This window comes from Rhodococcus sp. 14-2483-1-2, from assembly GCF_002259405.1.
In the GTDB taxonomy this organism is placed as follows: Bacteria; Actinomycetota; Actinomycetes; order Mycobacteriales; family Mycobacteriaceae; genus Rhodococcoides.
In genome coordinates, this window is record NZ_NPFW01000007.1 from 262,362 (window position 1) to 286,300 (window position 23,939).

The following is a 23,939-nucleotide window of genomic DNA, read 5'->3' on the forward strand; positions in this document are numbered from 1 at the left end:
ACTACCCGCGGGCGATGATCAGCGGACAGTCGACGCGGTGGGCCAGCGACCGGACGGTGGATCCGAGAAGTCGGTCGCTGAAACCGTTGCGGCCGCTCGAACCGACGACGACGGCCTGCGCCCGCGGTGATACCTCGAGGATCTTCTCGACCACGTTGCCGCGCAATATCTTCTGCTGTACCACGACTTCCGGGTACTGTTCGCTCCAGCCGGACAGGCTCTCTGCCAACACGGTTCGACCGTTCGAAAGGATCGCATCGGACCTGTCGGTGGCGGACGCGTCGGGCGCCGAGATCAGTTCGTCCGTCGACACGTGGACTGCAACCAGTTCCGCTCCCCGGAGTGAGGTTTCGTCGAAGGCCAACCGAACAGCGTTCTGGTTGTGCGGCGACCCGTCGATTCCGAGGACAACAGGGCCTCCCGACGAGTGCAGCTCGACGCTTCCCGGCACGATGACCACAGGGCAGTGCGCTTGAACGGCCACCGCGGTGCTCACCGAGCCGAGCAGTTCGGCGAAGTATTCGCCGTTGCCACGAGAACCCACCACCATCATCGAGGCACTCGAGGACTGCTCCAGCATGGCCTGAATCGTCGGTCCCACAATCGATTCGCTCGTGATGACGAGCGCGTCCGGGTTGTTCACCGAACGTCGAGCGACCAGAGACGCCCAGGCGAGGATCGACTCTGCAGCCGTGTGCTCCTCGGAGCCGATGTGCGACGGCAACGCGACGAAGCTGGTGTACAGAGCCTTGACTTGGTATGCGGACACCAGCTTCACCGGTACCCCACGCAACTCGGCCGCATGCGCGGCCCATCCGACTGCGTCGAGCGACGAGCCTGAGCCGTCGACTCCGACGACGATCGGAGACTGCCTCGAGGTACTCATGCGTGCGGGACGACGAGGACGGGGCAATGGGCATGCCGCAGTACGGCGGTCAGTGTTCGTCCGGGCACTCGGTCTCGCTCGTGACCGACCACCATCAGCTGGGCTGTCTCGGAGACCGCCACCAGTTCCGATCCCGAGTCGGCCTCGGCATAGACCGACGCCACACGAATGTCGGGATAGTCCGCGCCGAAGGGTTCGAGCCGAACGTCCATTGCCGATTCGGGGTGTAGCCCGTCGCCCGGGCCGCTGAGAGCGGACGCGAGAATGGAGGAGACAGCCTGAGTGTGCACCGCCAACACACTGGCCGCCCTGATCGATGCCTCGTGAAATGCCTGAGCCACCACGACATCGGCTTGCGAGACGTCGGCGTCACCCAGGGCTGCAACGACCGGGCCGCGGCGTTCGGCGTCGAAGTGACGGACGATCGCCACGGGGTGGGGCGATGCTTCGACCACGGCGCCGACCATCGATCCGAGTACCCAGGCGGCCACCGCACTGCCGGTGGTGGTCCCCAGTACCAGCAGAGACGCAGATCCGGCCTCGGTCGACATCACCGATTCGGGCCGCCCCTGCAGAACGACCGATTCCACGAGAACCGACGGATCGATCGCCGCGGCCGCATCCGTTGCGCGACTCAATGCCGTGCGGGCATAGTCACCGTCGACATCCGGAGCGCCGTAGACGGTTTCGGGCACCGCGTGTCTGTCGATCACGTGGATCAACCGAAGTGACGTGCCCCGCCCGCGTGCCTCCTGCACGGCGAACCGAACCGCATCGAGTGCGGTCTCCGATCCGTCGATTCCGACCACGACCGGTCCGGTGGAATGTGAAGTGTTCATCAGATGCCTCTCGATGGTGCGCGTCTACGACGAGAACGCTACGAGCGCAGGCACACCTGGCACAGCAGTCCGAGGTCATCGGAACAAGTGACCTAGGTCGTCCGCCGTCAGGGCAGCGGTACCGACCAGATCAGCTCGGTGCCACCTGCGTCGGCCGCGGACGACCCGAAGGTCATCGTGCCGCCGCAGTCGACTGCCCGCGCCTCGAGGTTCGCCAGTCCACTGCGAGTGATGTTCTCGTCCAGTCCGATTCCGTCGTCGGAGACCTCGATGCGGAGATCGTCCCCGACCGCCAGGGTGACGTTGACGGTCTGGGCCCGAGCATGGTGGACGACGTTGCTCACCGCTTCACGAATGACGGCGACGGCGTGGTCGGCGAGGGTACTGTCGATGACCGACAGGGGCCCGAACATGCGAACCACGGCGCGAATGGGAACGCTTTCGGTGAGTTCGAGGACGGCTCCGTTGACGCGCTGCCGCAGACGAGTGGTCGAGTGTGTCGAGCTCTGCAGGTCGAAGATCGTCGTACGAATGTCCTGCACGGTGTCCTGCAGGTCGTCGATGGTGCGAGTCAGACGTTGACGAATGTCGTCGAGCTCGGTCTTCTGCAACGTGCTCTGCAGCGACAATCCGGCCGCGAAGATCCGTTGGATGACGTGATCGTGAAGGTCCCGGGCGATCCGATCACGGTCCGCGAGAACGTCGAGCTCGTGCATGCGCCGCGTGGTGTCGGCCATCTCCATCACGAGTGCGGCCTGGTCGGCGAAGCTGGAAATGAGATCGAGTTGAGAGTCGCTGAAGACCGGTCCGCCCTTTCGGCGCAGCGTCACCAGGACGCCTCGCACGCCGTCGGCTACCCGAAGCGGCGAGATCAGGGCCGGGCCGAAGGTGTTGGCGACATGCGCGTTGGGTCGGTAGTCCAGCTCCTCCTTGCGGGTAGCGGTCCGAAGGCGATATGCCGCACCGGAACTCGATCCCTCGATCGGGATGAGTGAACCCACCAGAGCGTCTGCGTCGTGCCCCTCGGCGACCGAGATGACCAACCGGGAGACCGTGTCCGAGTTCGGAGCCGCGTCGGCGGGAACAGCGATGAACGCACTGTCGGCCCCGGTCAGATGCAATGCCCGCCTCGACACCATGTGTAGCACTTCGTCGATGTCGCTCCCGGCCAACAGTTCGGTACCGATGTCCCGCATCGCTTCCATCCACGATTGCCGGATCCGCGACTCCTCGTACAGGTGGGCGTTCTCGATTGCGATTCCGGCCGCCGAGGCGAGAGCCCGGGTGACCACCTCGTCGTCCTCGGTGAACTGGGCTCCGTCCTTCTTCTCGGTGAGGTACAGGTTTCCGAACACCTCGTCACGCACCCGAATGGGCACGCCGAGAAACGATTTCATCGGCGGATGGTTGGGAGGGAAGCCCACTGCCTCCGGATGCGACGACAGGTCGTCGAGTCTGAGCACATGAGGTTGGTCGATGAGCAGACCCAGCACACCTCGTCCGGTGGGAAGTGGGCCGATCGCCTCGCGCACCTGCTCTTCCATGCCGTGATGGATGAACGCCTTCAGCTCGTGACCCTCGCCGCGCACGCCGAGTGCACCGTACCGGGCACCGACGAGGTTGACGGCCGACTCCACGATCGACCGCAACGTCACCTCCAGGTCGAGGCCCGAGGTGATGACGAACATCGCATCGAGCAGACCGTCCGCCTGCACTCGTGCATCCGCGATGCGCCCGATTCGGTCCTGCACCTCGGCCAGCAGTTCACCGAGGCGGAGCTGCGGAAGGCCCGGTCCGCGGTGATCATCCATCCGACGGCCCGGATTGCGTTCGCGGATGCGTTTCGGCCAGCCTCGACGCGTACACCGCTGCCTGGGTGCGGCGCTCCATCCCGAGCTTGGCGAGCAGCCGGGAGACGTAGTTCTTGACGGTCTTCTCCGCCAGGAACATTCGAGCGGCGATCTGCCGATTCGTCAGCCCCTCCCCCAGGAGGTCGAGCAATGTCCGTTCCTGCCCGGTGAGGTGATCGATCGGTCCGGGAGCGGCCGTGCCCGCCCGCAGCTTGTCCATCAGCGCGGCCGCTGCGCGATTGTCCAACAGCGACCGACCGGAGCCGACATCCTTGATCGCGCGAGTCAGCTCCATACCGGTGATGTCCTTGACGACGTAGCCGCTGGCGCCGGCGAGGATCGCGTCGAGCATGGCCTGGTCCTCGGTGAACGAGGTCAGCATCATGGTCTTGAGATCGGGCAGTCGGTCGAGCAATTCGCGGCAGAGCTCGATGCCGTTGCCGTCGGGCAGTCGAACGTCGAGAACGGCGACGTCCGGCCTCAACGCGGGAATCCGAGCGAGTGCCTGTGCGCAACTTCCGGCTTCACCGATCACGGAAAGATCGGGATCGGAATCGATGAGATCGATCAGACCTCGACGCACGATCTCGTGGTCGTCGACCAAGAACACTGTGACCACGTCCAACCCCTCACCCGCGTCCTCGGTGGGCGCATCTTTCCCAACACTACGGACCCGCACACGGGAGAGCTCGACCTTTGGTCATCGAAAGTGGGGCCGAAAGTCCCTGATCTCGGTGTAGTTGTCCTGGCGCGCGGATGCCGAGCCGAAGCGTCTGATGGAGCTCTGGCACCACCTCGAAGGGACTCATCAGATGGGCAGATCCCACACCGTCGTCGGAGTCGACGGTTCAGCCGCGTCTCTGGACGCTGTCCGGTGGGCCGTGCTCGATGCCGAACTGCACGGCTCCGACCTGACGATCGTCTCGGCCGTCCCGACGGTTCTCACGGGCCTCGATGCCCTACCCGAACGGACATCCGCGCATCTGAGGTTCGAGACGAACCGCATTCTGGACGAGGCTATGTCGATAGCCCGGCCGACGGGGTCGGCCGGGTCCACCATCGCCGTCGACGTGGTTCTGTCGGACCGCCCCGCCGCTGCCGCTCTACTCGAGATGTCCGAGACGTCTCGGATGGTTGTCATCGGGACACGCGGACTCGGTGCGGCACAACGCACGTCGTTGGGTTCGGTCAGCGTCGCGCTGAGTACGCATGCACACTGCCCGGTCACGGTCGTACATGCATGGCCGATGAGCGGCTACACGGGGTTCGAGGCGGTCGTGGTCGGCGTCGATGGAACCTCGGCCGCGATGGCCGCGGTGGAGCGGGCGTTCGAGGAGGCAGAAGTCCGAAGCGCTCCACTCACCGCACTGCACGCGTGGGCCGATTCGGATCTGTCGATAGGGATGTCGGTTCCCGGCCTCGATTGGGCGGACCATCGACCCGAAGCCGACGGCGTGTTGGCAAGGGCCGTCGATGATTGCGCGCGTCGGCATCCGACGGTGGCACTACGACAGGTGGCGGTCAGAGACCGACCGGTCCACGCACTGCTGGACCACGCGCAGAGCGCCCAACTGGTGGTGCTGGGCAGTCACGGTCGCGGAGGATTCGCCGGAATGATGCTCGGCTCGACCAGCCGCTCGGTGATGGCACGCGCATCGTGTCCGGTCACCGTTGTGCCCAGTGCCGCGCGCAACAGAACGCCTGCGACGAAGGAGTACCTGTGAAAACTGCGGAAGAACTGTTCGACCCGCGACATGCGTGCGCCGATCCGGATCGACTGCAGCACCTGACGGACATGAATCATTTTGCACTGCAATTCAACCGAAGCCGAACCGACAGGACATCCACATGCGCATACTGATCGCAACAGCAAGCCGCCACGGCGCCACCCGAGAAATCGGACAGTGGCTGGGCTCGTCGATTCTGCGGGAACTGTCCAGCATCGACAGCACGACGACAGTCGATGTTCGTGATGCCCGCGACGTGGACAGCATTGCCGAGTACGACGCCGCGATAATCGGCAGTGGCGTGTACATGGGCCGATGGCTCCGAGACGCACGCGCGCTGGTCACCAGGGAACAGGCCGAACTGGAGGTAATTCCTGTGTGGCTCTTCTCGAGTGGCCCGGTGGACGACAGCACTCCGCCGAGAGCTCGGCCGAAAGAGACCGAGGCCGACTGGGTGATCGAGCATCGCGTGTTCGGTGGCAAGCTGACGAACTCGCGGTTGTCACTGTTCGAGCGTGCCGTCGTGCGACTGATCGGTGCCTCCGATGGTGACAGCAGATCACGAGCAGAGGTCATGTCGTGGGCGGTGGTCATTTCCTCCCAACTGACACCGGTCGCGAATCACGGACCGAACACCTTCGAGCGATGAACCTGTGGCGAAGACACCCGGGCGTCCGGACCGGTGATGCCCTGACCGCCGGTGAGCGAGCGGCGGACTACGTCCGAAACGGGATGGGCTCCTGGCCGTTCGTGTTCCTGTTTCTGGGCACCATGGCGCTGTGGGCCGCCTACAACCAGAGCGACGGATTCGACCCGTACCCGTTCATCCTGCTCAACCTGTTCCTGTCGATGATCGCGGGACTCCAGGGAGCGATTCTGCTGATCTCGGCGAAACGCGCGGACTCGGTGAGCAGTGAGGTTGCCGTACACACACTTTCGAACACCGCCCTACTCCAGGACATGATCGAGGCCAATACCGTCTTGACGGAATCGGTGGCGCAGCTGGCGGCCGAGATTCACACGCACGTCTGTCCGTCGGCGCACCGCACGAGTGCAGAGACATCACCGGCGAAACAGGTCACGAACCACGCTTCTCTGCATTGAGCCACGCGAGTATCTCTCGGGCCCAATTGCACACGAGTACCCAGTCACGGAAGTCTCCTGCGACTGCTCCGGAGTTCTCGAAAATCTGACGCTCTCCCGCCGAAAGTCGCTCTGGCACCAGCTTCCCGGGAAACGTTCGGTGTGCGGTCGCATGCATTACCGATACTGCGTGTGCGGCGTCGGAAGTGACGTTGACCGGCCTGTCGCTCGAGTGCAGCGGCCCACAGGAGAACAGCCACACAGGTGGGTGTTCGGACCTCGACACCCTGTCGACCAGAGCCTTCGCGGCTGGAACCCAGCGATCCGAGTAGACAGCGCTCCCGATGACCAGAGCGTCGTAGCCGTCCACGCGGACCACGGATTCCGGTGCCCGCACATCGACGTCGACACCACAGTGCTCGAAGACTCGACCCATTTCCTGGCCCAGACTGTGGGTCGCTCCATGCCGACCTGCGGTGGAGACGAGTATTTTCATGTCTCGTCCGACAGGAGGTATGCGGATTTGCCCGCAGCCACCGTCATCCGCCATCCGTGGACCGCAATGACGAACCCCAGTACCCCGAACGATCCCAGCAGCCAACTCGTCTCACCGGTCACCGCCGAGTGCACGATGATCCAGGCAACCAGGAGCACGCCGGCGATATGAACCATCGGACCCGACCGTCCGCCGCCTGCGAAGGCAGACGCCGCAGCGAGCCCCATGGGAACGCCGACGACCAACACCAGCGAAAGTGCTGTCAGTGTCACAGACACTTTCGCCTCGACGTAGGAACTCGGATCGATTGCACCCGAGGCCAATCCGATCGCAGCACCGAACGCGTTGATCGATACCCCTCCGCAGACTGCGCCGAGCCACGGCGATCGCCGGTTGCGCTCGGTTGCCGCTCGCGTTGTCGATGTCATCGTTCCAGTCTGTGCGGCAAGAGATCAATTGCGCTAGAGCACAAAGTACTTGCCGCTCGACTACCTGAATCAGGTCTCAGCGGCCGAACCACGACCGCATGCTCCGACGCTCCTTCACGGGCGGGCTCGAATCCTCGTTGCAGGTGCAGCGGTCGGCTGCGGCAACCGTACGCATGACGGAGTCGACATGTCTGCCGCAACCGCCCCAGCCGGTCTTGTGGCATTTCTTGCAGGTGACGGGGTAACACATGAGAATCCTCCTGGTACGAGTCGGTCGAAAGTCAGGCCGGGACGTGGGCGTCGGCCCAGGCGTTGTAACCGCCCAGCAGATCCGAGACGTCCTCGAATCCCTGAGCGCGCAGCAGCGACGCCGCCACGCTCGAGCGCCATCCTCCGGCGCAGTGCATCACGATAGGTTTACCGGTCGGCACCTGCTTGAGGCGAGTTCGCAACTGCGCCAGCGGGATCGGGATCGCTCCCGGTATCGTGCCGAAGTCGCGCTCACCCGGGTTGCGAATGTCGATGAGCGTCACCTCGTCCGCGGCGAGCATCACATCGAGCTGCTCGACCGTGGTGCGCGGTGCCGTCTCGACCAATGTCGCCAGCTCGGCTGGAAACGCACCGTCACTGCCGATTCCGAGGTATCCGGTCACGTTGTCGGATCCGATTCGGGCCAACCGCAGTGCTGCCTCCTGCTCTTCGCCCGGATAGGCGATCAGCACGATGCGACCACCGACCTCCGCGACCATGCCGCCGGTCTCGGCGAAGCGACCGTCGAACCCCACGTTGATCGATCCGCGCAGATGGCCGGCAGCGAAATCGTCCACACTTCGTGCGTCGAGCACTCGTGTGCCGGAAACCAGCTCGGCCCTCACGGCCTCGGGTGTCAGCGCAGGGATGATGCGGCCAGGAGACAGCAGTGGGTGCACCTGCTTGTTCATGGCTGCGTCGGCGGAGAAGTACGACGGCGCCGCCGGTTGGCCGTCGGTGACGAGCGCAACGAAGGCGTCCTCGGTCATCGGCTGCACCGACGGGTTGCTCGCGCGCTGCTCACCGATGGTGGAGGTGAGCTCGGTGGAGAGGTTCTTTCCACACGACGAGCCGGCACCGTGAGCGGGCATGACGATGACGTCGTCGGGCAGCGTCAGCAGCTTGTCGTGGATCGTCGAATACATCGCACGGGCCAGGTCTGCGGTCGAGCCGTCCCCGAGATTCACCAGGTCCGGTCGTCCGACATCGCCGATGAAGAGGGAGTCACCGGTGAGCACGGCCGTAGGGGTGGCCCCGGGATGCTCGCGAACCAGCACCGAGATCGACTCCCACGTGTGACCGGGAGTGGACAGGATCTCGAGTTCGACGTCGCCGAGGAACAACCGCTCCCCGTCGCGCAGTCGCCGGATCGGATAGTCGGTCTCGGCAGCCTCGCCGAAGCCGATCCAGGCACCGGTCGCGTCGACCAGTTCGAGGTGGCCCGAGACGAAGTCCGCGTGGAAGTGAGTGTTGACGACCCCTTCGATGACGAGTCCGTACTTCTCGGCGTCGTCGAGGTACTCCGTGATGTCGCGACGCGGATCGACGACGATCGCGCGTCCCGTCCTCTGATCTCCGATCAGATACGAAGCGTGGGAAAGACATTCGAGGTAGTACTGCTCGAGGATCATGGGTTCCTCCGTCTGAGACGTCTCCGGGCGAGTTTCGCGAGGTGGTAGACACAGTGTGCAATACCCCCTAGGGTATGTCAAGTACCCCCTGGGGTATACCGTGCACCATAGATTGGAGTGAACACACGATGACATTGGGGCTGGCGCTCGGATTCGGCGCTGTGATCGGAATTCTCCTCGGCCTACTCGGTGGAGGCGGATCCATTCTTGCGGTCCCGGTGTTGGTGTTCGCCCTTGGCCTCGGCGTGGAGGAAGCGATCCCCGTCTCGCTGATCGTCGTCGGCACCGCCTCGGCGGTGGGAGTGATACCGAAGCTGCGAGCCCGCCGCGTCGAATGGCGACTGGCGGCGGTGTTCGCTGCGACCGGCATTCCAGCGACCTTCGCCGGCAGCGCACTCGGCCGGCTGCTTCCCGAGAGGATCCTGCTGCTCGGCTTCGCCGCCGTGATGGTTGCCGCAGGAGCCCGGATGCTCGCCGAGCGAGGAGATACAGGAACAGCCTGCAAGACATCGGCATCGGGCATCAACTGGAGACACTGCGCTCCACGTTCGATTCCGGCAGGCCTTGCTGTCGGATTCATGACCGGGCTGTTCGGCGTCGGAGGCGGCTTCCTCATCATTCCGGTGCTGGTGCTGATGCTCGGCATAGAGATGTCGGTCGCGGTCGGCACCTCGTTGGTCATCATCGTCGCCAACTCCGTCGCCGGTCTGTTCTCACATCTGAGCGGCACGACCATCGACTGGTCGATCACCCTTGCGTTCGCAGGCACCGCAATTGTCGGCTCCCTCCTGGCCGCGCACTTCGGAACCCGGGTCGATACCGCACGGCTGCAACGCCTGTTCGCCTACCTGGTGTTCGCAGTGGCAGGGTACGTCGTCATCGACGCAGCTTTTCCGATCTGATCTCGGGTTCCTTCGACAACACGGTTACCGACGAAAGGCCCTGTATCGCGCGAAACACGCCGGGCACCATCGAGAGAGGAGCACCCCTTCTCCACGACCGCGAGGTAGCCGATCTTCATGACCATCACCGACGCAGGACCGACCACCCGGCTGGTGAACGACGAACTGAGATCGATCGCGTCCACGCTCGCCGCGAGGTTCCCCAATCTGAGCCACGCGGTCGTCGCGGCCGCGATTCGCCGCACCCTGCCGCCCATGGCAGAGCGATCATGGTGAGCGCGGAGCCGCGACCCCAGCCCACACGAACCCCGGTCGCTCCCTGCTTCTGGGCGTGGTGCGTTGAGCCCTCGATCAGCCGACGACCCCCGCCTCATCGGGACCTTGTGCCCTTACGGATCCACTGCTCGACGCCGGACACTCGTAGGAGACGAATGCACTTCGGGTGGGAGTAGGTGGCGGCCATGTTCTCGAAACTCGCGTACCGATCGTGGCGACACAGTCCATGGATTTCCAATGCACTGATGCGGCTGCCGGGCAGGATCGAACGAGCGGCAGTCGCCGTCGGGATCGCGGTGCTTCTGTTGCTCATCCCTGTGGCAGCGACGATCGGTTCGGTGACCTACAGCGACCTGTCGCTGCGCTCGCAACAGCAACGCGCATACTATGTTCGAGTCGACGCCCGTGTCATCGACGCCACGAAATCCGCTCGGTCCGATACCGACGGCGTCACGACCGTGGCCGGTACCGCGACCGTGCAGTGGAGCGCGCCGGACGGCTCGCTGCGCTCCGGGGCAACCGACGTACCGTCGGCATTGCGGGTCGATGACACGACTCCGATCTGGCGTGATGCGGACGGGAATCTGGTGCGCGCTCCCGACACTGCTGCCGGTGCCGTCGTCAACGGAGCTGCCACGGCCGTGTTCGTATGGTTCCTCGGTGCCCTCGTCATCGGCGGTCTGGTCTACCTCACCACCAAAGCCGGCGAACGTTCACGAATGCGGCAGTGGGACAGAGATTGGCAACACTTTCTACAGGCCCGCGACCATCGCTCGCGGTAGCGCCGTCGAAGCCCGGCGACGCGGCCGGTCACCACGAGGAGGGCCGAGCGTCCTCGAAAAAAGGGCCTTTGTGCCGATGGCACATCGCGTGTGTAGTCGTACGCTCAGGACTGTCATCCTTGCACTCGTCGACACGAAGCTCCCACGTTCGAGGAGGCGATGACATGATCGGTATCGGCACCGAATTCTGTTCCGGCAGTGCGGACTACGAGCGTGCGCTCATGTGCAGCCCGTTGGCTGCACAATTACGCGTGGTCGATCTTCGAATACAGGTGATGATGGACGAGCAGGGCGCGCTGCACCCTCGCGACCTCGTGGCGTCGGCACTGCCGGCGAGTCGACGACCCATTCTGAACTCTGCTTGACGTCGGAGCGGGCGTATGACCTTCGAGACGCTCGCCCTGTGTGCCGCAGTGGGATTGCTCGGCCCACTGCTGGCGCTTCCGCGCGGGCTTCGGATACCCGTCGTCGTCGGCGAACTCGTCGCCGGAATTGCTCTCGGCCACACAGGCTTCGGCATCGTCGACCCCAGCGAGCAGACGCTGAGCTTCCTGGCGCAGGTGGGGTTTGCGCTCGTCATGTTCGTGGCCGGCAGTCAGATACCGATTCGCGACCCGCGACTGCGCATCGGTCTCGGGGTCGGTACTGCGCGGGCGGTGACCGTCGGGCTGCTGGCAACCGTGCTCGGCTGGGCCGTCTCCGCCGCGTTCGATCCACCTCACCTCGGCCTGTACGCGGTGTTGATGGCATCGTCCTCGGCCGCTGTCATCATGCCGATCGACGAGTCCACCACGATGACCGCACCCGGTCTGATGACCCTCCTGCCGCAGATCGCGCTGGCGGACGCGGTCTGTATCGTCGCGCTGCCTCTCGTGATCGATCCACGGCAGGCCGGTCCCGCCGCACTCGGATCGGCGACGGTCCTGATCGCCGCCGCCGTGATCTTTGTCGTCCTGCGCCACTTCGACGCCTCGGGACTGCGCCGTCGCGTGCATCATGTGTCTGCCCAACGCAAACTCGCGCTCGAACTGCGCCTCAACCTGATTCTGTTGTTCGCCCTCGCGGCCCTCGCGGTCCACACCCATGCATCGGTGATGCTGGCCGGCTTCGGCTTCGGGCTGGCCGTCGCTGCCATCGGAGAACCGCGACGCCTTGCGAAACAACTGTTCGCCATCACCGAAGGTTTCCTGGGGCCACTGTATTTCGTCTGGCTCGGCGCATCCCTCGATCTGCGCGCCCTCGGCAGTCACCCGAACATGATCGCGCTGGGACTCGTGTTGGGGTTCGGAGCCATCGCCGCGCACGGTGCGATGCGTCTGACGGGCCAGCCCGCCGGGCTCGGGATACTCGCGGCAGCCCAGATGGGTGTTCCGGTCTCGGCCGTGACACTCGGCACGCAGAGCGGCGTGCTGGCTCCCGGTGAGGGCCCCGCCATCGTGCTCGGCGCACTGGTGACCATTGCGGCGGCGGCCGCAGCATCGCGGGTCGCCGCTCGTCGTCCGGCCTGACCCCGGCGGGCCCGGGGCGGCGCAAGGCATTTGGGTGTTTCGAGTTGATCCGGACGGGGAACAAAGGTCGTGGAACGATCGGCACGACGCGAAACGGATCACGACGATGACGGATGACCAGGTCTGGCGCCTCAAGGGTGCGTGCATCGAAGACATGGATGCCTACGACTCGCAGCAACTTCCTCGACACGGTCGCAAGCGCGCAGAAAAGGCATGGCGTCTGTGCGCCGACTGCCCGGTGTTGCGTAACTGCGCCGAGCAGACGGCTCGCGATATCGAGTCGGGTCGCATTCCGGTCGGCGTGGTCGTCGCCGGTGCCGCCTACCACGACAATGCGAGTAACGGCCGCCGCACGGACGCATACCGCACACTCGAATTTCTCATCGGGCGGCCACTGTCCAATCCTGCCGCCTGATCACGGAACAATAACGGATCGCTACGAAAAAGGTCACGCCAACAGCTCTGTTCGACGCGTCTTCGGCGCGTCTTCCCGGGTCTGACCTGCGTCGGAACAAGACGCGCAACAATGTCTGCATGACCGCAGCGAACGGAACCCACTCGGGGCTGCCGGACGACGTTCAAAGGGCACTCTCGCAGCGAGCACCGATAGAACAGGCCAAGGGAATGTTGATGGCAATACATCGCATCAGCGCCGACGCGGCATTCGGACTGCTCGTCGACCGATCGCAAGGCACCAATCGTAAGCTTCGCGACATCGCACAGGAACTGGTGGACCGGGCCTCGACCGAGCGGTGATATGTCAGGCGACCCCGTGCGCTGTGTGTTCAACGCACGGGGCCTGAGCAATGCGGCAGTCCGGACTACTTCATTACCTGCTGTGCCGTATGCCCTACCATGGCTGCCCGAAACATCCGTTCCGGGAACGCGGTCATCGGTGGGTCAAAAACGCGCGAGAATTGCACGCGCACAACGCACTACGGTCGCGCGGTCGTACGACATCACGTAATCGAACTCGCGATCGGCGTCGACCTCCCCGCGGTGCAGATCGATCGCTGCGAGCACTCCGCAGAAGTGCGGTCCGAGCACCACGACGTTCCACTCCTCCACGAGCGGATCCGTCGGATCGAGGGGCGCATGCATGATGCCACCCTCTTGCACGTAACCCATGCCCACGCCGTACACGCCGGCGTACGAGATCTGCTCGGCCATCGAGACCCAACGCCCACGGGTGGTCGAGGTGAAGTGCTCCGCCCGCTGAAAAGTGCCGAGTACCAACGTTTCCGGCCCCGCTGCGGCAGCCTGCATCTCGAGGGACGTACTCATCGCCACCAGCAGACGCTTGGTGCTGCGGGTGGCCGTCTTACCGTCGGACGCGATGGCGTACGGCGATGCCGCGGCGACAGCAGGTGTGCTCCAGGTCGGGAACGGGGGCATCACCTCGGCAGCGTCGGCAGGAAGCTCCTCGGTCGTCTCCGCCGCCGGATACAACTCGCCCACCCCGTAGGTCGCTCCGAGTCCGAGTGCGCGGGTGCGATGCAATGCGGTGTCGACTCCGCTTGCCACCACCACCGCGCCGGTGCGTTCCACCTGAGCCGAGACGGCGTGGGCGGTGCGTGCGGTGGCCAGATCGGGGCGTCGGGACACCATCGACCCGGCGAGGATGATCACGTCGGGTTCGATCAGCGGCAGCAGAGTCATCGACTGCGGCCGACGGCCGACATCGTCGACGGCCACCACCTTGCCGTCGCGCCTGGCCTTGTCGATCGCGGCGAGGGTGCGGGCCGGACTGTCCACGAGTGCCGCTTCGGTGACGACCACGATGTCGCGGCGCAATTGTTCTTCGGTGGCGGAATCGAGCGCGGCAAGAGAGTCGACGTCCATGGAGACGAGCATCGGCAACCGCACAGACTGGTTGATTCGAGCCACTCCCCACGCGAGCGCGTCGAGTTCACGCTTGGCGTCCATTGCTCTGGCCGCGCGCTTGAGCGCGTCGGCCGACGCGAGCGGACCGTTCTCGGGGCCCCGCAACTGAACTTCGATCGCTGCGAGCGCGCCGTTGTCCAGCCGACAGACCGGGGCGAAATACGGATGCACCGTCAGCTCTCCCGTGTCCGTGTCGACTGCAGATCCTGCTTCGGCCAGCGCGAACGTCACACCCACAGTTTGACACGAAAAAACGACCCCCGTCACGCGGGGGCTCATCCGTTTTCAAACCTGTGGAGCATGCTTTTCTTCGCTTGCCTCATGGTCGGTGTCGGAGATGTCATCGACGCAGTCGGAACTATCTCGTTTCGGTAACGTTGTATAACGCGTTGGTAACGGCGTCGCGCGAGAGCGGGCACGCGGAATCGGGAGCCCTTCGCGGCCCCGAGATCGGGCCGAAAGCCGAAGTTGCAGTGCGCTTTCGAGACTTCCGCCGAATTTCATTACCACTGCATACAACAAACATACCGACCGGATTGTGACTTCTCACAGACTTGCCGTAAAGCAATTTCTGCAGAAGTTTCGTCGACCTAACGTCCCTCCCGGCTGCCGGAACACCGGCACCGTCGGACCCTCGCGGGGGTCCGGAGCCGTTCTGGACTTGGAGGTTCGATCGATGACGCTCAACCCGCCGACCCGCTCTCGCACGCTCGCCGCCGCCGTGGCCGCTGTTGCCATCGCCGGAGCGACAGTCGGTGCCGCCAACGCCGGCGCCGCAACAATCTCCCCGGCAAGCACCGCTTTCACGGCACCCGGCACGATCGTCGTGAGCACGCCGGCTTCGTTCGGGGTGCCCGTGAGTTGTTCCATCTCACTGTCCGGCACCACCAGTGCCGACGGTTCCTCGGCATCGATCACCGACGCCAAGATCAGCGGTTCGAACCGTCTGTGCGGCCTGCCCCAGCTGAAGAACCTGCCCTGGACTCTGACCCCCACCAGCGCCACCACCGGTGAGGTGTCCAACGTGGGCTTCTCGTTGGTCGGTTACAACTGCGGGCCCGCCACGCTGGCCGGGTCCTTCGACAACATGACCAACACGCTCACCGCGACCGACCAGCCGATGTCCGGCAACTGCACCGTCAACAGCCTTTCGGTCCAGCCCGACCCCGCCTTCACCCTGTCCTGACTCCTCCCGTCCCACCTCGTTCCGCATCAACCATTCTCGAGAAGGAGACCACGTGAAGATTCGCAACAAGACTGTCGTCACGATGACGGCATTGGCGTCGAGCATCGCCTTGGGCACGCTCGTCGCCGCCCCGGCGAACGCTGCCGACACGCTCCCCATCACGTTCCAGGCCGACACGACGACGATCATCGCCAAGACCGGTCAGCCGGTCGTGTTTCCCACCACCGACCTCGCCACGGACGTCGATCTGGTCAACGGCACGGTGACCGGAACACTTGCACTCCCACAGGCGTCGGCCGACCTGAAACTCGGACCCGCGACGCTGGCGAACTTCACGATCTCGATCGTCGACGCGACGCCGGTGTCCGGCACCATCGTCCGCGGCGGCCCGGACGAGGCACCGACGTTGGACCTCGACGTCGCACAGAGCTTCAAGATTCGCATCGATTCGGTGAAGCCGTTGGGCATCGACACCGGATCGGCCGGATCGGCCGCGGTCGACCTGATCCCTGCGGGTAGCAACTGCGTCACCGCCGAGACCACCGCCAACCTCTCCGGTTCGCTCGATGCGATCGACCTGATTCAGAACAACCAGGCCGATGCACACGTGAAGGGCACGTACACGATTCCGCAGTTCCAGAACTGTGGCGCGTTCACGTCGGTGCTGAACGCGATCATCGCCGGTCCGGGCAACACTCTCGACGTGCACCTGACCGATCCGGTCTTCGACGTCGGCACCCGGTCCGCGATTGCGGCAGAGGTGGCGTAGCGGTTCGCACCTCGATCGGCGGCGTCGACCGGTTCCCTTGCGGAACCCGGTCGACGCCGTCGTTCATTGCCGTTCGTCGACCGGATGGACGGACGGCTCCTCGTGTTGGTACACCGTGACGCGGTTGCCGCCGATCCGCTTGGCCCGGTACATCGCTCGATCGGCTCGGCCGAGCAGCACATCGACGTCCCCGACGATGTCCCGTGCCTCGACAACCGTGTGAGCGACGCCTATCGATGCCGTCAGTGGGGACCGGTCGGTCGCGTCGCACAGGCGGATTCGCAATTCCTCGGATCGGTCGATCACCGACTCGACGCCGTCGAGGCAGACGATCGCGAATTCTTCGCCTCCGAGTCGAACCGTCACGGCCGGTGCCGGGAAGACATCGAGAATGCGGCTCGCGGTGAGACGAATGACCGTGTCTCCGTACTCGTGGCCGAATCGATCGTTGACGGCCTTGAAGTTGTCGATGTCGATCACCACGGCGGCCACTGATGTGTCGATCCCGGATCGAAGGTCGAGGTTGCCGATCGCCGCGTCGAATCCCCGGCGGTTCTGCAGTCCGGTGAGTGGGTCGTAGAACGCGCCGGTGGCATCGCGACGCAGCAGCATCAGGAAGGAGTGACAGATCAGCGGCGCCGAGAACATCACCAGGATCAGCATCACCAGGTAGAGATTGGTCTGCAGCCGCTGCGCCGAGTCGCCGACCATGGCCGAGACATAGAGGGCCGCAACGGTGACGAAGGCGAAGAGGTGATGCGCGGTGAACAACTTGGGGCCGTGGAAGCCCACGACGTAGCTGCCCATCACCGTGAACAGCGCCGCCATCGGCAGCATCTCGGACGGCTCGTCGATGGTGAGGAGCACTGCGGCGAGCACGATGTCGGCGTACAGCACGAATGCGATCGACATGCGCCAACTCGGCCAACCGCCGATCAGCCAGGCCAACCCCAGCGGAGGAGTCGTCACGATGGTCGACCACAGCGCCCATTGCCCCGGGCCGCTGTCTCCGAGACCCGGGATCGTCAGGGCGATCACCGCGGCAGCCGCGTAGAAGAAGCAGAAGATCCCGATGAGGATCCTGGTGACGTGCAGCGCTTTCTGGGACCGTGCATACGCAACGTTCCACCCGTAGTCGACCGGGAGCGACCACCATTGGCGAAGACTGTTCACAGGTCTCGAGCAGCTTTCCTAGTGTCACGACGTGGATGGACAAGTCAACCACAGACGAAACCACCTGGTCCGCAAAGTGGAAAACTCGCGCCTATCCCCGCATACCGTCGGCCAACTCGAACACTCGGCCCGCATAGGTCACCATGAACGCATCGAGGGCTTGCTGCGACAGTTCGGGACATCCGGCTCTGCGAAAGAAATGCTCGAGATCCACCAGCCGATCCCCCAGTCCGACGCGTTGTCGATCCAGCGCCTCGAGCTCTACGACCAACGCCTTCAGTTCCTCGACCTTGCGCAGCACGTCGTCCATCGGATCACCGTCCACCTCACTGGGCCTTCCACGATTGGGCGGCGGAGCCGGGCTTCCCTCCCAACTCCGCCGAGCCCGACTCTACGCTTTATCGAACACATGTGCGAGTCCACGAGCCAGTTCGGCCTCGGTTTGTACCACCTATCCTGTGCACAATCCGAGAAAGTGACCTACAGTCTGTGACATGCTCCAGAAAAGGGGTCCGAACGGGGTTCGGCCGCCAGGCTCGACCGATCCAATTCACTTGGCGCTCTTAGCAATCCTCACGATTGCTGTGATCGCCCTCGTCATCGTCGCGGTCCAACAGGGCCGCCTCTGAGCGCGCACCTCAGCGTTCACTATCGACTCCGATCGGCGGTATTCCGCGTCCTGGACACGGTTCCGAACGCTCAGGCCCGCACATCCGGCACGACGACGGTTACGTCTTCGGAACTCCGACCGCTCCGGCAACCTCGGCCGCCATCTCGGCAGCCGTGCTCGCGGTGGGGTGCACGCCGTCGAAGGTGGCTCCGGGTCGATCGAGCAGTGGCGCGAATTCTGCGACGGGTATGCCGCGCTCGGCGGCCAGTGCTCGAATCTCGCCGTTCAGGTCGTCGGCACTGACCTTGCGCGACGACGGCACCGTGGCGATCACGACCGTGTCGACGTCGCGTGCCCGGTCCAGGATCGTGCGCAGGTTGTCGATGATCCGAGGTAGCGGAACCGACCGGGCGAGGTCGTTGGTGCCGCCGTTGACAACGAGGATGTCCGGGTTCGCTGCCAGTGCGTCGTCGGTTCGGGCGAGGATCTGCGTCGTCGTCGCGCCGTTGATTCCCAGGTTGCCACCGTCGGCCGCGGGAGCGTCGTCCCCGCACACGAGGTACGAATACCACGCCGTGTTGCCGTGAATTCCCCAGTCGACGCGTGAATTACCTTGCGCCATCGAGTCTCCCAGCGTCACCAACCGTGGGCCGGTGTCGTTGACACTCCACCCGAAGCAGTGCGCGTTGCGGACCGTGAGCGCCGGCTTCTTCAGTGGTCCTGCCACGAGCGCGGCGGCGAGCGCCAACCCGAGTGCACCGGCGATCCACAGTCGAGTTCTTCGCACGCCGGGGATTCTGCCTCATGGGCGACGGTGCATCAGTTGCAGGCGGGGAAATCCACCTCGGTCGGTGCCGGAACCGACTGCGGCTGCACCGGTGCCTGCGCCTCGCCTGCAACGGTCGGTTCGACGAGGTTGTACTCGATGGTCTTGGTCTGTCCCGGCTCGATGACGACGGGCACGTAGAACACCGGATGGCCCCGTTCGGCAGCAGTCAAAAGAAACAGTGGGGTTCCGTTGATGGTGGCATCGGTCAACGTTGCGCCCTGAGTTGCGTACAGCGCCACCACCGATCGGTTGGTTCCCGGAGGTCCGTCGTATCGGGTCGATTCGTTCTGCCTGCCGGCGATGTAGGTGGTGTAGTCCTGCTGCGGAGCGTTGTTGGTGATCTCGGCGACGACGCGGGTGGTCCGCGTCGGGCCGTCGCAGGACTGTGCGGAGTAGGTGACCTTGCGCTGCAGGTAGTAGTCGAGTTTGCCGCCTGCACCGTTGTTCACCACCACCGCGGCGTACGGGTCGGGGCTCTCGGGAACTTCGTGGCCGATCTTGGTCGGTCCCAGGATCGATTGCAGAGCCGGGTCGGCGCTCCACACGGCGATGTGGCCTTCACTGGTCGCTTTGCCGAGTGCTTCGAGCAGCGCGCTGGGAGATCCGATGTTGCCCTGCATCTTTGCGACCACGCGGGCTGCGATGTCCTGCAGGTACGCCTTGCGCGCGGTGTTGTCGTCCTCGAAGCGGAAGTACGCATCGGACTGCGTGATCTGGACGACGTTCGATCCGTCGATCACCTCACCGTCGCCCATCGTGATGGGGCCGACGACGTCGAGGATGTAGCCGAGGGCAACGGGATCGGTGGCGAGAGCGCCGTCGACACGTTCGCCAGTTTCCTGCTCCCACATCGACTGCCAGATCTGCCCCGCGTACGGGAAGTGCGGACTGACGTTGCTGTTCTGCCAATTCTGAGTGGGCTGAAAGCGACTCTCGTAGACGTTGAAGAAGTCCGGACCGAGATCGATCGGGTCGTAGGGAATTCGGAGCTCGGCATTGCTTGCCAGCGAGTCGACCGCGACCTTGCCGTCGACGGCACGCACGATGCCGAGTCCGCCTATCAGGCCACCGGTTCCGCGAGATTCCGACAGTGTCTGGAAGGCCATGAAGTAGCTGCGTGGGCCGTCGGCACCGAGCATCGCGGGGAGCACTTTCGCGGCGATGTCGGTGTTGGTCAACAGTGTCGTCAGCTCGTGCGTCTGATCCTGCAACTGAATTCGAGCGTCACCGATCTGCGCGACGAACGTCGGCTCTTCGATCGCCTGGGATTGTGCGTTGAGCACGTCGGCCGCGGCGGACGCCTGAGACAGCGCGGGCGAGGCGTCGCGCAGGGCGGCGATGTCGATGGCACCGTCGGGTCCGCGGAGCTGACTCGGATCGAGTGTGGCCCCCACCTCGACCGACGGCGTCAGCACGTCCACGGTCAGCCCGTTGACGACGTCGGTGATCTGCGAGACGACATCCAGCGGTTGACCCACGTACGGAATCGCTGCGGCGGCCTTCCAGATCAGCGAATCGGTGGCGTCCTTCGCGTGGGTCGAGGTACGGACCGCGTCGTCCACGGAGGTCTCGGCCTTCTGCGTATCCCCCGCCAGCAGTGCGGTTTTTGCCGACTGGGCGTAGTCGCGAGCCTGCTCGAGGTAGGTGTACGCGGTGTTGGCGGTGTAGGCGAGCCAGGCACCGAGTCCGAGCGCTACGACGACGAACACACCGAAACCGAGCAGAATGCGTCGACCGGTTCTCTTCTTGGAACGACGACGCCTGCTGCGACTACGAGAGCTGCGATGGTCGCCGTACGGGTAGTCGTTGTCGTAGCTCATGGCTGGATGGGTGCCCTTTCGTTGCGGCTAAGACTACAAACGACGTCCTCTCACCGCGACACGACTCTCGGGCAGGCTGCGCCGGTGTTGCACCGGCGCAGCCGTTCGACGTCAGGATCCGATGAGTGCACTCACTGCAGTGCTGCCGCTCTCGGCGCTTCCGCTGCCGATGAGCCCGAGGATGACGTCGACGATGATCTTGGCGATGAATGCGTCCATAACTACTCCTGTTGTGAAGTACCCCCGACGGGATACAGACGGACCTACGAGCGCTGCGGCCGTTTGTGACCGGCCACAACGAGTCGGAAGGTAGCAGCTGGATCTGTCCGAACGGTGGTGCTGTGGGCGCAGCCACAGTCCCAGACATTGTTTGTACAAATTTCTGATTTTGTACAACAGCCTGACAAATCTTGTGTATTGTCCAATCCACAGTGATCGGCCTTACACGAGGAGTGACGATGACCGCATCGAATGTCGACGACCAGGCGCAGGTGCCGGTCGACGCGTGGCACGACCGCAAGCGATACCTCTGGCTGATGGGCCTGATTCCGCCGACGGCGGTGTTCCTGGCGACCGGCCTGGTGTGGGCTTTCAATCAGCTCGGCTGGAACGCAGTGGCTCCGGTCTGGTGGTGGATCGGCGCGCTGCTGGTCTACGGATTGCTCCCGATTCTCGATCGGTTCTTCGGGCCCGACGGGGACAACCCTCCCGACGAGGCGATGAAGGCACTCGAGGAAGACAAGTACTACCGCTACTGCACCTACGCCTACATTCCGTTCCAGCTCGCCAGTCTGGTGTTCGCCTGCTACCTCTGGTCGGCGAACAACCTGTCGTGGCTCGGCATCGACGGCGGGCTCGGCCTGATCTCGAAGATCGGTCTCGCCATCAGCATCGGCGTGATGGGCGGCGTCGGCATCAACACTGCACACGAGCTCGGCCACAAGAAGGACAGCCTGGAGCGCTGGCTGTCGAAAATCACTCTGGCGCAGACGTTCTACGGCCACTTCTACATCGAGCACAATCGCGGCCACCATGTCCGCGTCGCCACCCCCGAGGATCCGGCCAGCTCGAAGTTCGGCGAGAGCTTCTGGGCCTTCCTCCCCCGCAGCGTCTGGGGCAGCCTGAAGTCGTCGTGGGAGCTGGAGAAGACTCGCATGGAGCGATTGGGCAAGAGCACGTGGAGCATTCAGAACGACGTACTCAACGCCTGGCTGATGTCCGTCGTCCTCTACGCGGTGCTGGTCGCAGTGTTCGGTCCGATCGTGCTGCCGTTCCTGGTGATTCAGGCCATCTACGGATTCTCACTGCTCGAGACGGTCAACTACCTCGAGCACTACGGCCTGCAGCGTCAGAAGAAGGAGAACGGCCGCTACGAGCGCTGCACTCCCGAGCACAGCTGGAACTCCGATCACATCGTCACCAACATCTTCCTGTATCACCTTCAGCGACACAGTGATCACCATGCCAACCCCACCCGCCGCTACCAGACTCTGCGCAGCATGGACGGAGCGCCCAACCTGCCGAGTGGATACGCGAGCATGATTTCGCTGGCGTACTTCCCACCGGTGTGGCGCAAGGTGATGGACCACCGCGTTCTCGACCACTACGACGGTGACATCACGAAGGTCAACATCCAGCCGTCCAAGCGAGAGAAGATCCTCGCCGCACACGGAGCCAAGTGATGGCCGCATTCGAGTGCCCGGTGTGCGAGTTCGTCTACGACGAGACCAACGGCGCTCCACGCGAGGGCTTTCCGGCCGGCACCGCATGGTCCGAGGTACCCGACGACTGGCCGTGCCCCGACTGCGGTGTCCGCGAGAAAATCGACTTCAGGAGTAAGGCATGAAGCTCTACCGCTGCGTTCAATGTGGATTCGAGTACGACGAGGAACTGGGCTGGCCCGAGGACGGGATCGAGCCGGGCACGCGCTGGGACGACATCCCCGACGACTGGTCGTGCCCCGATTGTGGCGCTGCCAAGGCCGATTTCGAGATGGTCGAGGTCGAGCGCGGGTGACTGCTCGGCAACCCTCTGACGTCGTGATCGTCGGCACCGGCGCCACCGGGTACACCGCCGCCAAAGTGCTACGCGCCGAGGGCTTCACGGGATCCATCACGCAGATCGGAAGCGAGCAGGAGGCCACCTACCGTCGCCCGGCGGTCTCCAAGGAGCTGCTGCTGGGCACCAAATCGGTCGATCAGGTCCGGTTGGGTGCAGCCATCGAGGGCGTCGACATCCGGACGGGCGTCACAGCTGTCGCCATCACCGACTCGGCCGTTCTGCTCGACGACGGCGACTCGGTCCCGTACGACGCCTTGCTGTTGGCAACGGGTTCTCGGGCTCGGCAACTCGATCTGCCGGGTTCTGCGCACGTGTTCACCCTGCGCACCTCCGCCGATGTCGCACCACTGCATGCCGACATCCTCCGCACCGGATCACTGTTGGTGATCGGCGGCGGATTGATCGGATGTGAGGCGGCTGCGGCTGCGCGGTCGCTCGGTGCCGAGGTGACGGTGCTGGAGGCAGCATCGGCTCCGCTGAGTCGTATCGCTCCGGCGGAGATCTCGCAGATGTACCGAGACCTACACGCAGACAACGGTATAGCGATGCACACCGACGTCACCGTGACGAGTCTCGACAAGCAGGACGACGGCACCCTTCGTGCCGTCGCACAGGACGGACGTAGTTGGTCGGCCGGCACCGTCCTGGTGTCGGCAGGTTCGGTGCCCAATGTCGAGTTGGCAGCCGAACACGGCCTCGACATTCGTTCCGGAGTCCTGGTCGACGCTGAGATGCGCACCTCGACACCGAACATCTACGCCGCGGGCGACGTCGCGGAGGTCCCCAACACGATTCTCGGCGGCACCTATCGGAGTGAGCACTGGAACGGTGCCGTCGATCAGGCAACTCGGGCGGCACGGTCCATTCTCGGTCTCGATGTCGGCAATCTCGATGTGCCGTGGGGGTGGTCGACTCAGCACGGCGTCAACTTGCAATTCGCGGGGTGGACCTGCGTCGACGACGAGTACGTCGTGGTTCGCGGCACCATCGCCGACCGCCGCTTCACGGCATGTGCGCTGCGTGACGAGAAGCTCGTCGGGGCCATCGGCGTGGGATTCCCGAAGGACATCAGGCAGATCAGATCCCTCATCGCGAGCGGAGACCCCATCGATCGGGATCTCCTCGGAGAGGATTGGCTGGATCAACCCCATGCGGTCGTTCGATAGAGT

Annotated in this window: 29 protein-coding genes; 16 read left to right on the plus strand and 13 right to left on the minus strand. The window is 64.3% G+C overall.

Translation table 11 applies throughout. The features are described from left to right. Nucleotide 1: 1 nt before the first annotated feature. The 4 genes from CH295_RS05890 to CH295_RS05905 all read right to left on the minus strand — a co-directional run bounded on the left by CH295_RS05890 (nucleotide 2) and on the right by CH295_RS05905 (nucleotide 4,194). A complete protein-coding gene (locus CH295_RS05890) occupies nucleotides 2–886 on the minus strand; it encodes a universal stress protein (RefSeq protein ID WP_094740032.1) in 885 nt (294 codons plus the stop codon). After that, complete coding sequence (locus tag CH295_RS05895; protein ID WP_094633412.1) at nucleotides 883–1,725, minus strand: universal stress protein; 843 nt, start codon at nucleotides 1,723–1,725, stop codon at nucleotides 883–885. The genes CH295_RS05890 and CH295_RS05895 overlap by 4 nt, the downstream gene beginning before the upstream one ends. 107 nt (nucleotides 1,726–1,832) lie before the next feature. Then, on the minus strand, nucleotides 1,833–3,536 hold the full coding sequence (locus tag CH295_RS05900) for a sensor histidine kinase (RefSeq protein WP_037193952.1): 1,704 nt from the start codon (nucleotides 3,534–3,536) through the stop codon (nucleotides 1,833–1,835). Further along, the gene (locus tag CH295_RS05905) at nucleotides 3,529–4,194 is read right to left on the minus strand and encodes a response regulator (RefSeq protein ID WP_037193950.1); all 666 of its coding nucleotides are present in this window, start codon (nucleotides 4,192–4,194) and stop codon (nucleotides 3,529–3,531) included. The genes CH295_RS05900 and CH295_RS05905 overlap by 8 nt, the downstream gene beginning before the upstream one ends. Nucleotides 4,195–4,387: 193 nt before the next feature. On the opposite strand from CH295_RS05905, the gene CH295_RS05910 reads away from it, so the two are divergent. The 3 genes from CH295_RS05910 (at nucleotide 4,388) to CH295_RS05920 (ending at nucleotide 6,406) form a co-directional block, all read left to right on the plus strand. After that, the gene (locus CH295_RS05910; protein WP_170945767.1) at nucleotides 4,388–5,299 is read left to right on the plus strand and encodes a universal stress protein; all 912 of its coding nucleotides are present in this window, start codon (nucleotides 4,388–4,390) and stop codon (nucleotides 5,297–5,299) included. 124 nt (nucleotides 5,300–5,423) lie between these two features. Next, nucleotides 5,424–5,951 (plus strand): flavodoxin domain-containing protein, encoded by a 528-nt coding sequence (locus CH295_RS05915; protein WP_094740034.1) that lies wholly within the window; start codon nucleotides 5,424–5,426, stop codon nucleotides 5,949–5,951. Continuing rightward, the gene (locus CH295_RS05920; RefSeq protein ID WP_094630249.1) at nucleotides 5,948–6,406 is read left to right on the plus strand and encodes a DUF1003 domain-containing protein; all 459 of its coding nucleotides are present in this window, start codon (nucleotides 5,948–5,950) and stop codon (nucleotides 6,404–6,406) included. The genes CH295_RS05915 and CH295_RS05920 overlap by 4 nt, the downstream gene beginning before the upstream one ends. Here CH295_RS05920 and CH295_RS05925 read toward each other — a convergent pair. From CH295_RS05925 to CH295_RS05935, 4 genes are all read right to left on the minus strand, one after another. Beyond that, nucleotides 6,381–6,881, minus strand: coding sequence for a flavodoxin domain-containing protein (locus CH295_RS05925; RefSeq protein ID WP_170945768.1), 501 nt, complete (start codon nucleotides 6,879–6,881; stop codon nucleotides 6,381–6,383). The two genes, CH295_RS05920 and CH295_RS05925, sit on opposite strands and share 26 nt — an antisense overlap. Next, a complete protein-coding gene (locus tag CH295_RS05930) occupies nucleotides 6,878–7,309 on the minus strand; it encodes a hypothetical protein (protein ID WP_094740036.1) in 432 nt (143 codons plus the stop codon). Before CH295_RS05930 ends, CH295_RS05925 begins: the two co-directional genes overlap by 4 nt. Before the next feature lie 76 nt (nucleotides 7,310–7,385). Beyond that, complete coding sequence (locus tag CH295_RS28590) at nucleotides 7,386–7,559, minus strand: DUF8730 family Cys-rich protein (protein WP_502694466.1); 174 nt, start codon at nucleotides 7,557–7,559, stop codon at nucleotides 7,386–7,388. Between the two features lie 31 nt (nucleotides 7,560–7,590). After that, complete coding sequence (locus tag CH295_RS05935) at nucleotides 7,591–8,970, minus strand: rhodanese-like domain-containing protein (protein WP_094740037.1); 1,380 nt, start codon at nucleotides 8,968–8,970, stop codon at nucleotides 7,591–7,593. A 128-nt stretch (nucleotides 8,971–9,098) separates the two neighbouring features. Here CH295_RS05935 and CH295_RS05940 point away from each other — a divergent pair, with 128 nt between their 5' ends. From CH295_RS05940 to CH295_RS05965, 7 genes are all read left to right on the plus strand, one after another. Further along, nucleotides 9,099–9,872 carry a sulfite exporter TauE/SafE family protein gene (locus tag CH295_RS05940; RefSeq protein ID WP_094740038.1) on the plus strand — a complete coding sequence of 258 codons (774 nt, stop codon included), beginning with the start codon at nucleotides 9,099–9,101 and terminating at the stop codon, nucleotides 9,870–9,872. A gap of 117 nt (nucleotides 9,873–9,989) precedes the next feature. Further along, on the plus strand, nucleotides 9,990–10,148 hold the full coding sequence (locus CH295_RS27705) for a hypothetical protein (protein WP_170945769.1): 159 nt from the start codon (nucleotides 9,990–9,992) through the stop codon (nucleotides 10,146–10,148). A 185-nt stretch (nucleotides 10,149–10,333) separates the two neighbouring features. Continuing rightward, a complete protein-coding gene (locus CH295_RS05945; RefSeq protein WP_094740039.1) occupies nucleotides 10,334–10,930 on the plus strand; it encodes an Rv1733c family protein in 597 nt (198 codons plus the stop codon). Nucleotides 10,931–11,094: 164 nt separating this feature from the next. Continuing rightward, complete coding sequence (locus tag CH295_RS05950) at nucleotides 11,095–11,295, plus strand: hypothetical protein (protein ID WP_094740040.1); 201 nt, start codon at nucleotides 11,095–11,097, stop codon at nucleotides 11,293–11,295. A 15-nt stretch (nucleotides 11,296–11,310) separates the two neighbouring features. Next, complete coding sequence (locus CH295_RS05955; RefSeq protein WP_094740041.1) at nucleotides 11,311–12,438, plus strand: cation:proton antiporter; 1,128 nt, start codon at nucleotides 11,311–11,313, stop codon at nucleotides 12,436–12,438. A 106-nt stretch (nucleotides 12,439–12,544) separates the two neighbouring features. After that, nucleotides 12,545–12,853 (plus strand): WhiB family transcriptional regulator, encoded by a 309-nt coding sequence (locus tag CH295_RS05960; protein WP_037193923.1) that lies wholly within the window; start codon nucleotides 12,545–12,547, stop codon nucleotides 12,851–12,853. A gap of 119 nt (nucleotides 12,854–12,972) precedes the next feature. Further along, on the plus strand, nucleotides 12,973–13,194 hold the full coding sequence (locus CH295_RS05965; RefSeq protein WP_094633399.1) for an ANTAR domain-containing protein: 222 nt from the start codon (nucleotides 12,973–12,975) through the stop codon (nucleotides 13,192–13,194). A gap of 144 nt (nucleotides 13,195–13,338) precedes the next feature. On the opposite strand, the gene CH295_RS05970 is transcribed toward CH295_RS05965, so the two are convergent. Continuing rightward, nucleotides 13,339–14,553 (minus strand): EAL domain-containing protein, encoded by a 1,215-nt coding sequence (locus CH295_RS05970; RefSeq protein ID WP_037194187.1) that lies wholly within the window; start codon nucleotides 14,551–14,553, stop codon nucleotides 13,339–13,341. Between the two features lie 445 nt (nucleotides 14,554–14,998). On the opposite strand from CH295_RS05970, the gene praA reads away from it, so the two are divergent. Both praA and CH295_RS05980 read left to right on the plus strand, forming a co-directional pair. Next, nucleotides 14,999–15,508, plus strand: a complete 510-nt coding sequence (praA, locus tag CH295_RS05975; protein ID WP_094633398.1) for an alkane oxidation protein activator PraA — start codon at nucleotides 14,999–15,001, stop codon at nucleotides 15,506–15,508. Between the two features lie 52 nt (nucleotides 15,509–15,560). Beyond that, the gene (locus CH295_RS05980) at nucleotides 15,561–16,277 is read left to right on the plus strand and encodes a hypothetical protein (RefSeq protein WP_037193916.1); all 717 of its coding nucleotides are present in this window, start codon (nucleotides 15,561–15,563) and stop codon (nucleotides 16,275–16,277) included. A gap of 63 nt (nucleotides 16,278–16,340) precedes the next feature. Here CH295_RS05980 and CH295_RS05985 read toward each other — a convergent pair whose 3' ends face one another. From CH295_RS05985 to CH295_RS06000, 4 genes are all read right to left on the minus strand, one after another. Further along, the gene (locus CH295_RS05985) at nucleotides 16,341–17,450 is read right to left on the minus strand and encodes a GGDEF domain-containing protein (RefSeq protein ID WP_094740042.1); all 1,110 of its coding nucleotides are present in this window, start codon (nucleotides 17,448–17,450) and stop codon (nucleotides 16,341–16,343) included. A gap of 91 nt (nucleotides 17,451–17,541) precedes the next feature. Then, nucleotides 17,542–17,760, minus strand: coding sequence for a hypothetical protein (locus CH295_RS05990; RefSeq protein ID WP_037194183.1), 219 nt, complete (start codon nucleotides 17,758–17,760; stop codon nucleotides 17,542–17,544). Between the two features lie 418 nt (nucleotides 17,761–18,178). Continuing rightward, nucleotides 18,179–18,847, minus strand: a complete 669-nt coding sequence (locus tag CH295_RS05995; RefSeq protein WP_170945770.1) for an SGNH/GDSL hydrolase family protein — start codon at nucleotides 18,845–18,847, stop codon at nucleotides 18,179–18,181. 32 nt (nucleotides 18,848–18,879) lie between these two features. Then, nucleotides 18,880–20,709 (minus strand): DUF4012 domain-containing protein, encoded by a 1,830-nt coding sequence (locus CH295_RS06000; protein ID WP_094740044.1) that lies wholly within the window; start codon nucleotides 20,707–20,709, stop codon nucleotides 18,880–18,882. 458 nt (nucleotides 20,710–21,167) lie between these two features. Here CH295_RS06000 and CH295_RS06005 point away from each other — a divergent pair, with 458 nt between their 5' ends. The 4 genes from CH295_RS06005 to CH295_RS06020 are packed head-to-tail and all read left to right on the plus strand — an operon-like array spanning nucleotide 21,168 to nucleotide 23,936. Continuing rightward, complete coding sequence (locus CH295_RS06005; protein ID WP_094740296.1) at nucleotides 21,168–22,391, plus strand: alkane 1-monooxygenase; 1,224 nt, start codon at nucleotides 21,168–21,170, stop codon at nucleotides 22,389–22,391. Further along, entirely contained in the window at nucleotides 22,391–22,555 is a 165-nt protein-coding gene (locus tag CH295_RS06010; protein ID WP_037193905.1) for a rubredoxin, read from the plus strand. Before CH295_RS06005 ends, CH295_RS06010 begins: the two co-directional genes overlap by 1 nt. Continuing rightward, nucleotides 22,552–22,725, plus strand: coding sequence for a rubredoxin (locus CH295_RS06015; RefSeq protein WP_027495558.1), 174 nt, complete (start codon nucleotides 22,552–22,554; stop codon nucleotides 22,723–22,725). The genes CH295_RS06010 and CH295_RS06015 overlap by 4 nt, the downstream gene beginning before the upstream one ends. Before the next feature lie 23 nt (nucleotides 22,726–22,748). Beyond that, nucleotides 22,749–23,936, plus strand: a complete 1,188-nt coding sequence (locus tag CH295_RS06020; RefSeq protein ID WP_252341923.1) for an NAD(P)/FAD-dependent oxidoreductase — start codon at nucleotides 22,749–22,751, stop codon at nucleotides 23,934–23,936. Nucleotides 23,937–23,939 lie beyond the last annotated feature (3 nt).

Bases quoted from the DNA above. Each gene is read 5' to 3' on its own strand.
- CH295_RS05890 (WP_094740032.1), bottom strand. From the start codon at position 886: ATGAGTACCTCGAGGCAGTCTCCGATCGTCGTCGGAGTCGACGGCTCA.
- CH295_RS05895 (WP_094633412.1), bottom strand. From the start codon at position 1,725: ATGAACACTTCACATTCCACCGGACCGGTCGTGGTCGGAATCGACGGA.
- CH295_RS05900 (WP_037193952.1), bottom strand. From the start codon at position 3,536: ATGGATGATCACCGCGGACCGGGCCTTCCGCAGCTCCGCCTCGGTGAA.
- CH295_RS05910 (WP_170945767.1), top strand. From the start codon at position 4,388: ATGGGCAGATCCCACACCGTCGTCGGAGTCGACGGTTCAGCCGCGTCT.
- CH295_RS05915 (WP_094740034.1), top strand. From the start codon at position 5,424: ATGCGCATACTGATCGCAACAGCAAGCCGCCACGGCGCCACCCGAGAA.
- CH295_RS05920 (WP_094630249.1), top strand. From the start codon at position 5,948: ATGAACCTGTGGCGAAGACACCCGGGCGTCCGGACCGGTGATGCCCTG.
- CH295_RS05925 (WP_170945768.1), bottom strand. From the start codon at position 6,881: ATGAAAATACTCGTCTCCACCGCAGGTCGGCATGGAGCGACCCACAGT.
- CH295_RS05930 (WP_094740036.1), bottom strand. From the start codon at position 7,309: ATGACATCGACAACGCGAGCGGCAACCGAGCGCAACCGGCGATCGCCG.
- CH295_RS28590 (WP_502694466.1), bottom strand. From the start codon at position 7,559: ATGTGTTACCCCGTCACCTGCAAGAAATGCCACAAGACCGGCTGGGGC.
- CH295_RS05935 (WP_094740037.1), bottom strand. From the start codon at position 8,970: ATGATCCTCGAGCAGTACTACCTCGAATGTCTTTCCCACGCTTCGTAT.
- CH295_RS05940 (WP_094740038.1), top strand. From the start codon at position 9,099: ATGACATTGGGGCTGGCGCTCGGATTCGGCGCTGTGATCGGAATTCTC.
- CH295_RS27705 (WP_170945769.1), top strand. From the start codon at position 9,990: ATGACCATCACCGACGCAGGACCGACCACCCGGCTGGTGAACGACGAA.
- CH295_RS05945 (WP_094740039.1), top strand. From the start codon at position 10,334: ATGTTCTCGAAACTCGCGTACCGATCGTGGCGACACAGTCCATGGATT.
- CH295_RS05950 (WP_094740040.1), top strand. From the start codon at position 11,095: ATGATCGGTATCGGCACCGAATTCTGTTCCGGCAGTGCGGACTACGAG.
- CH295_RS05955 (WP_094740041.1), top strand. From the start codon at position 11,311: ATGACCTTCGAGACGCTCGCCCTGTGTGCCGCAGTGGGATTGCTCGGC.
- CH295_RS05960 (WP_037193923.1), top strand. From the start codon at position 12,545: ATGACGGATGACCAGGTCTGGCGCCTCAAGGGTGCGTGCATCGAAGAC.
- CH295_RS05965 (WP_094633399.1), top strand. From the start codon at position 12,973: ATGACCGCAGCGAACGGAACCCACTCGGGGCTGCCGGACGACGTTCAA.
- praA (WP_094633398.1), top strand. From the start codon at position 14,999: ATGACGCTCAACCCGCCGACCCGCTCTCGCACGCTCGCCGCCGCCGTG.
- CH295_RS05990 (WP_037194183.1), bottom strand. From the start codon at position 17,760: ATGGACGACGTGCTGCGCAAGGTCGAGGAACTGAAGGCGTTGGTCGTA.
- CH295_RS06000 (WP_094740044.1), bottom strand. From the start codon at position 20,709: ATGAGCTACGACAACGACTACCCGTACGGCGACCATCGCAGCTCTCGT.
- CH295_RS06005 (WP_094740296.1), top strand. From the start codon at position 21,168: ATGACCGCATCGAATGTCGACGACCAGGCGCAGGTGCCGGTCGACGCG.
- CH295_RS06010 (WP_037193905.1), top strand. From the start codon at position 22,391: ATGGCCGCATTCGAGTGCCCGGTGTGCGAGTTCGTCTACGACGAGACC.
- CH295_RS06015 (WP_027495558.1), top strand. From the start codon at position 22,552: ATGAAGCTCTACCGCTGCGTTCAATGTGGATTCGAGTACGACGAGGAA.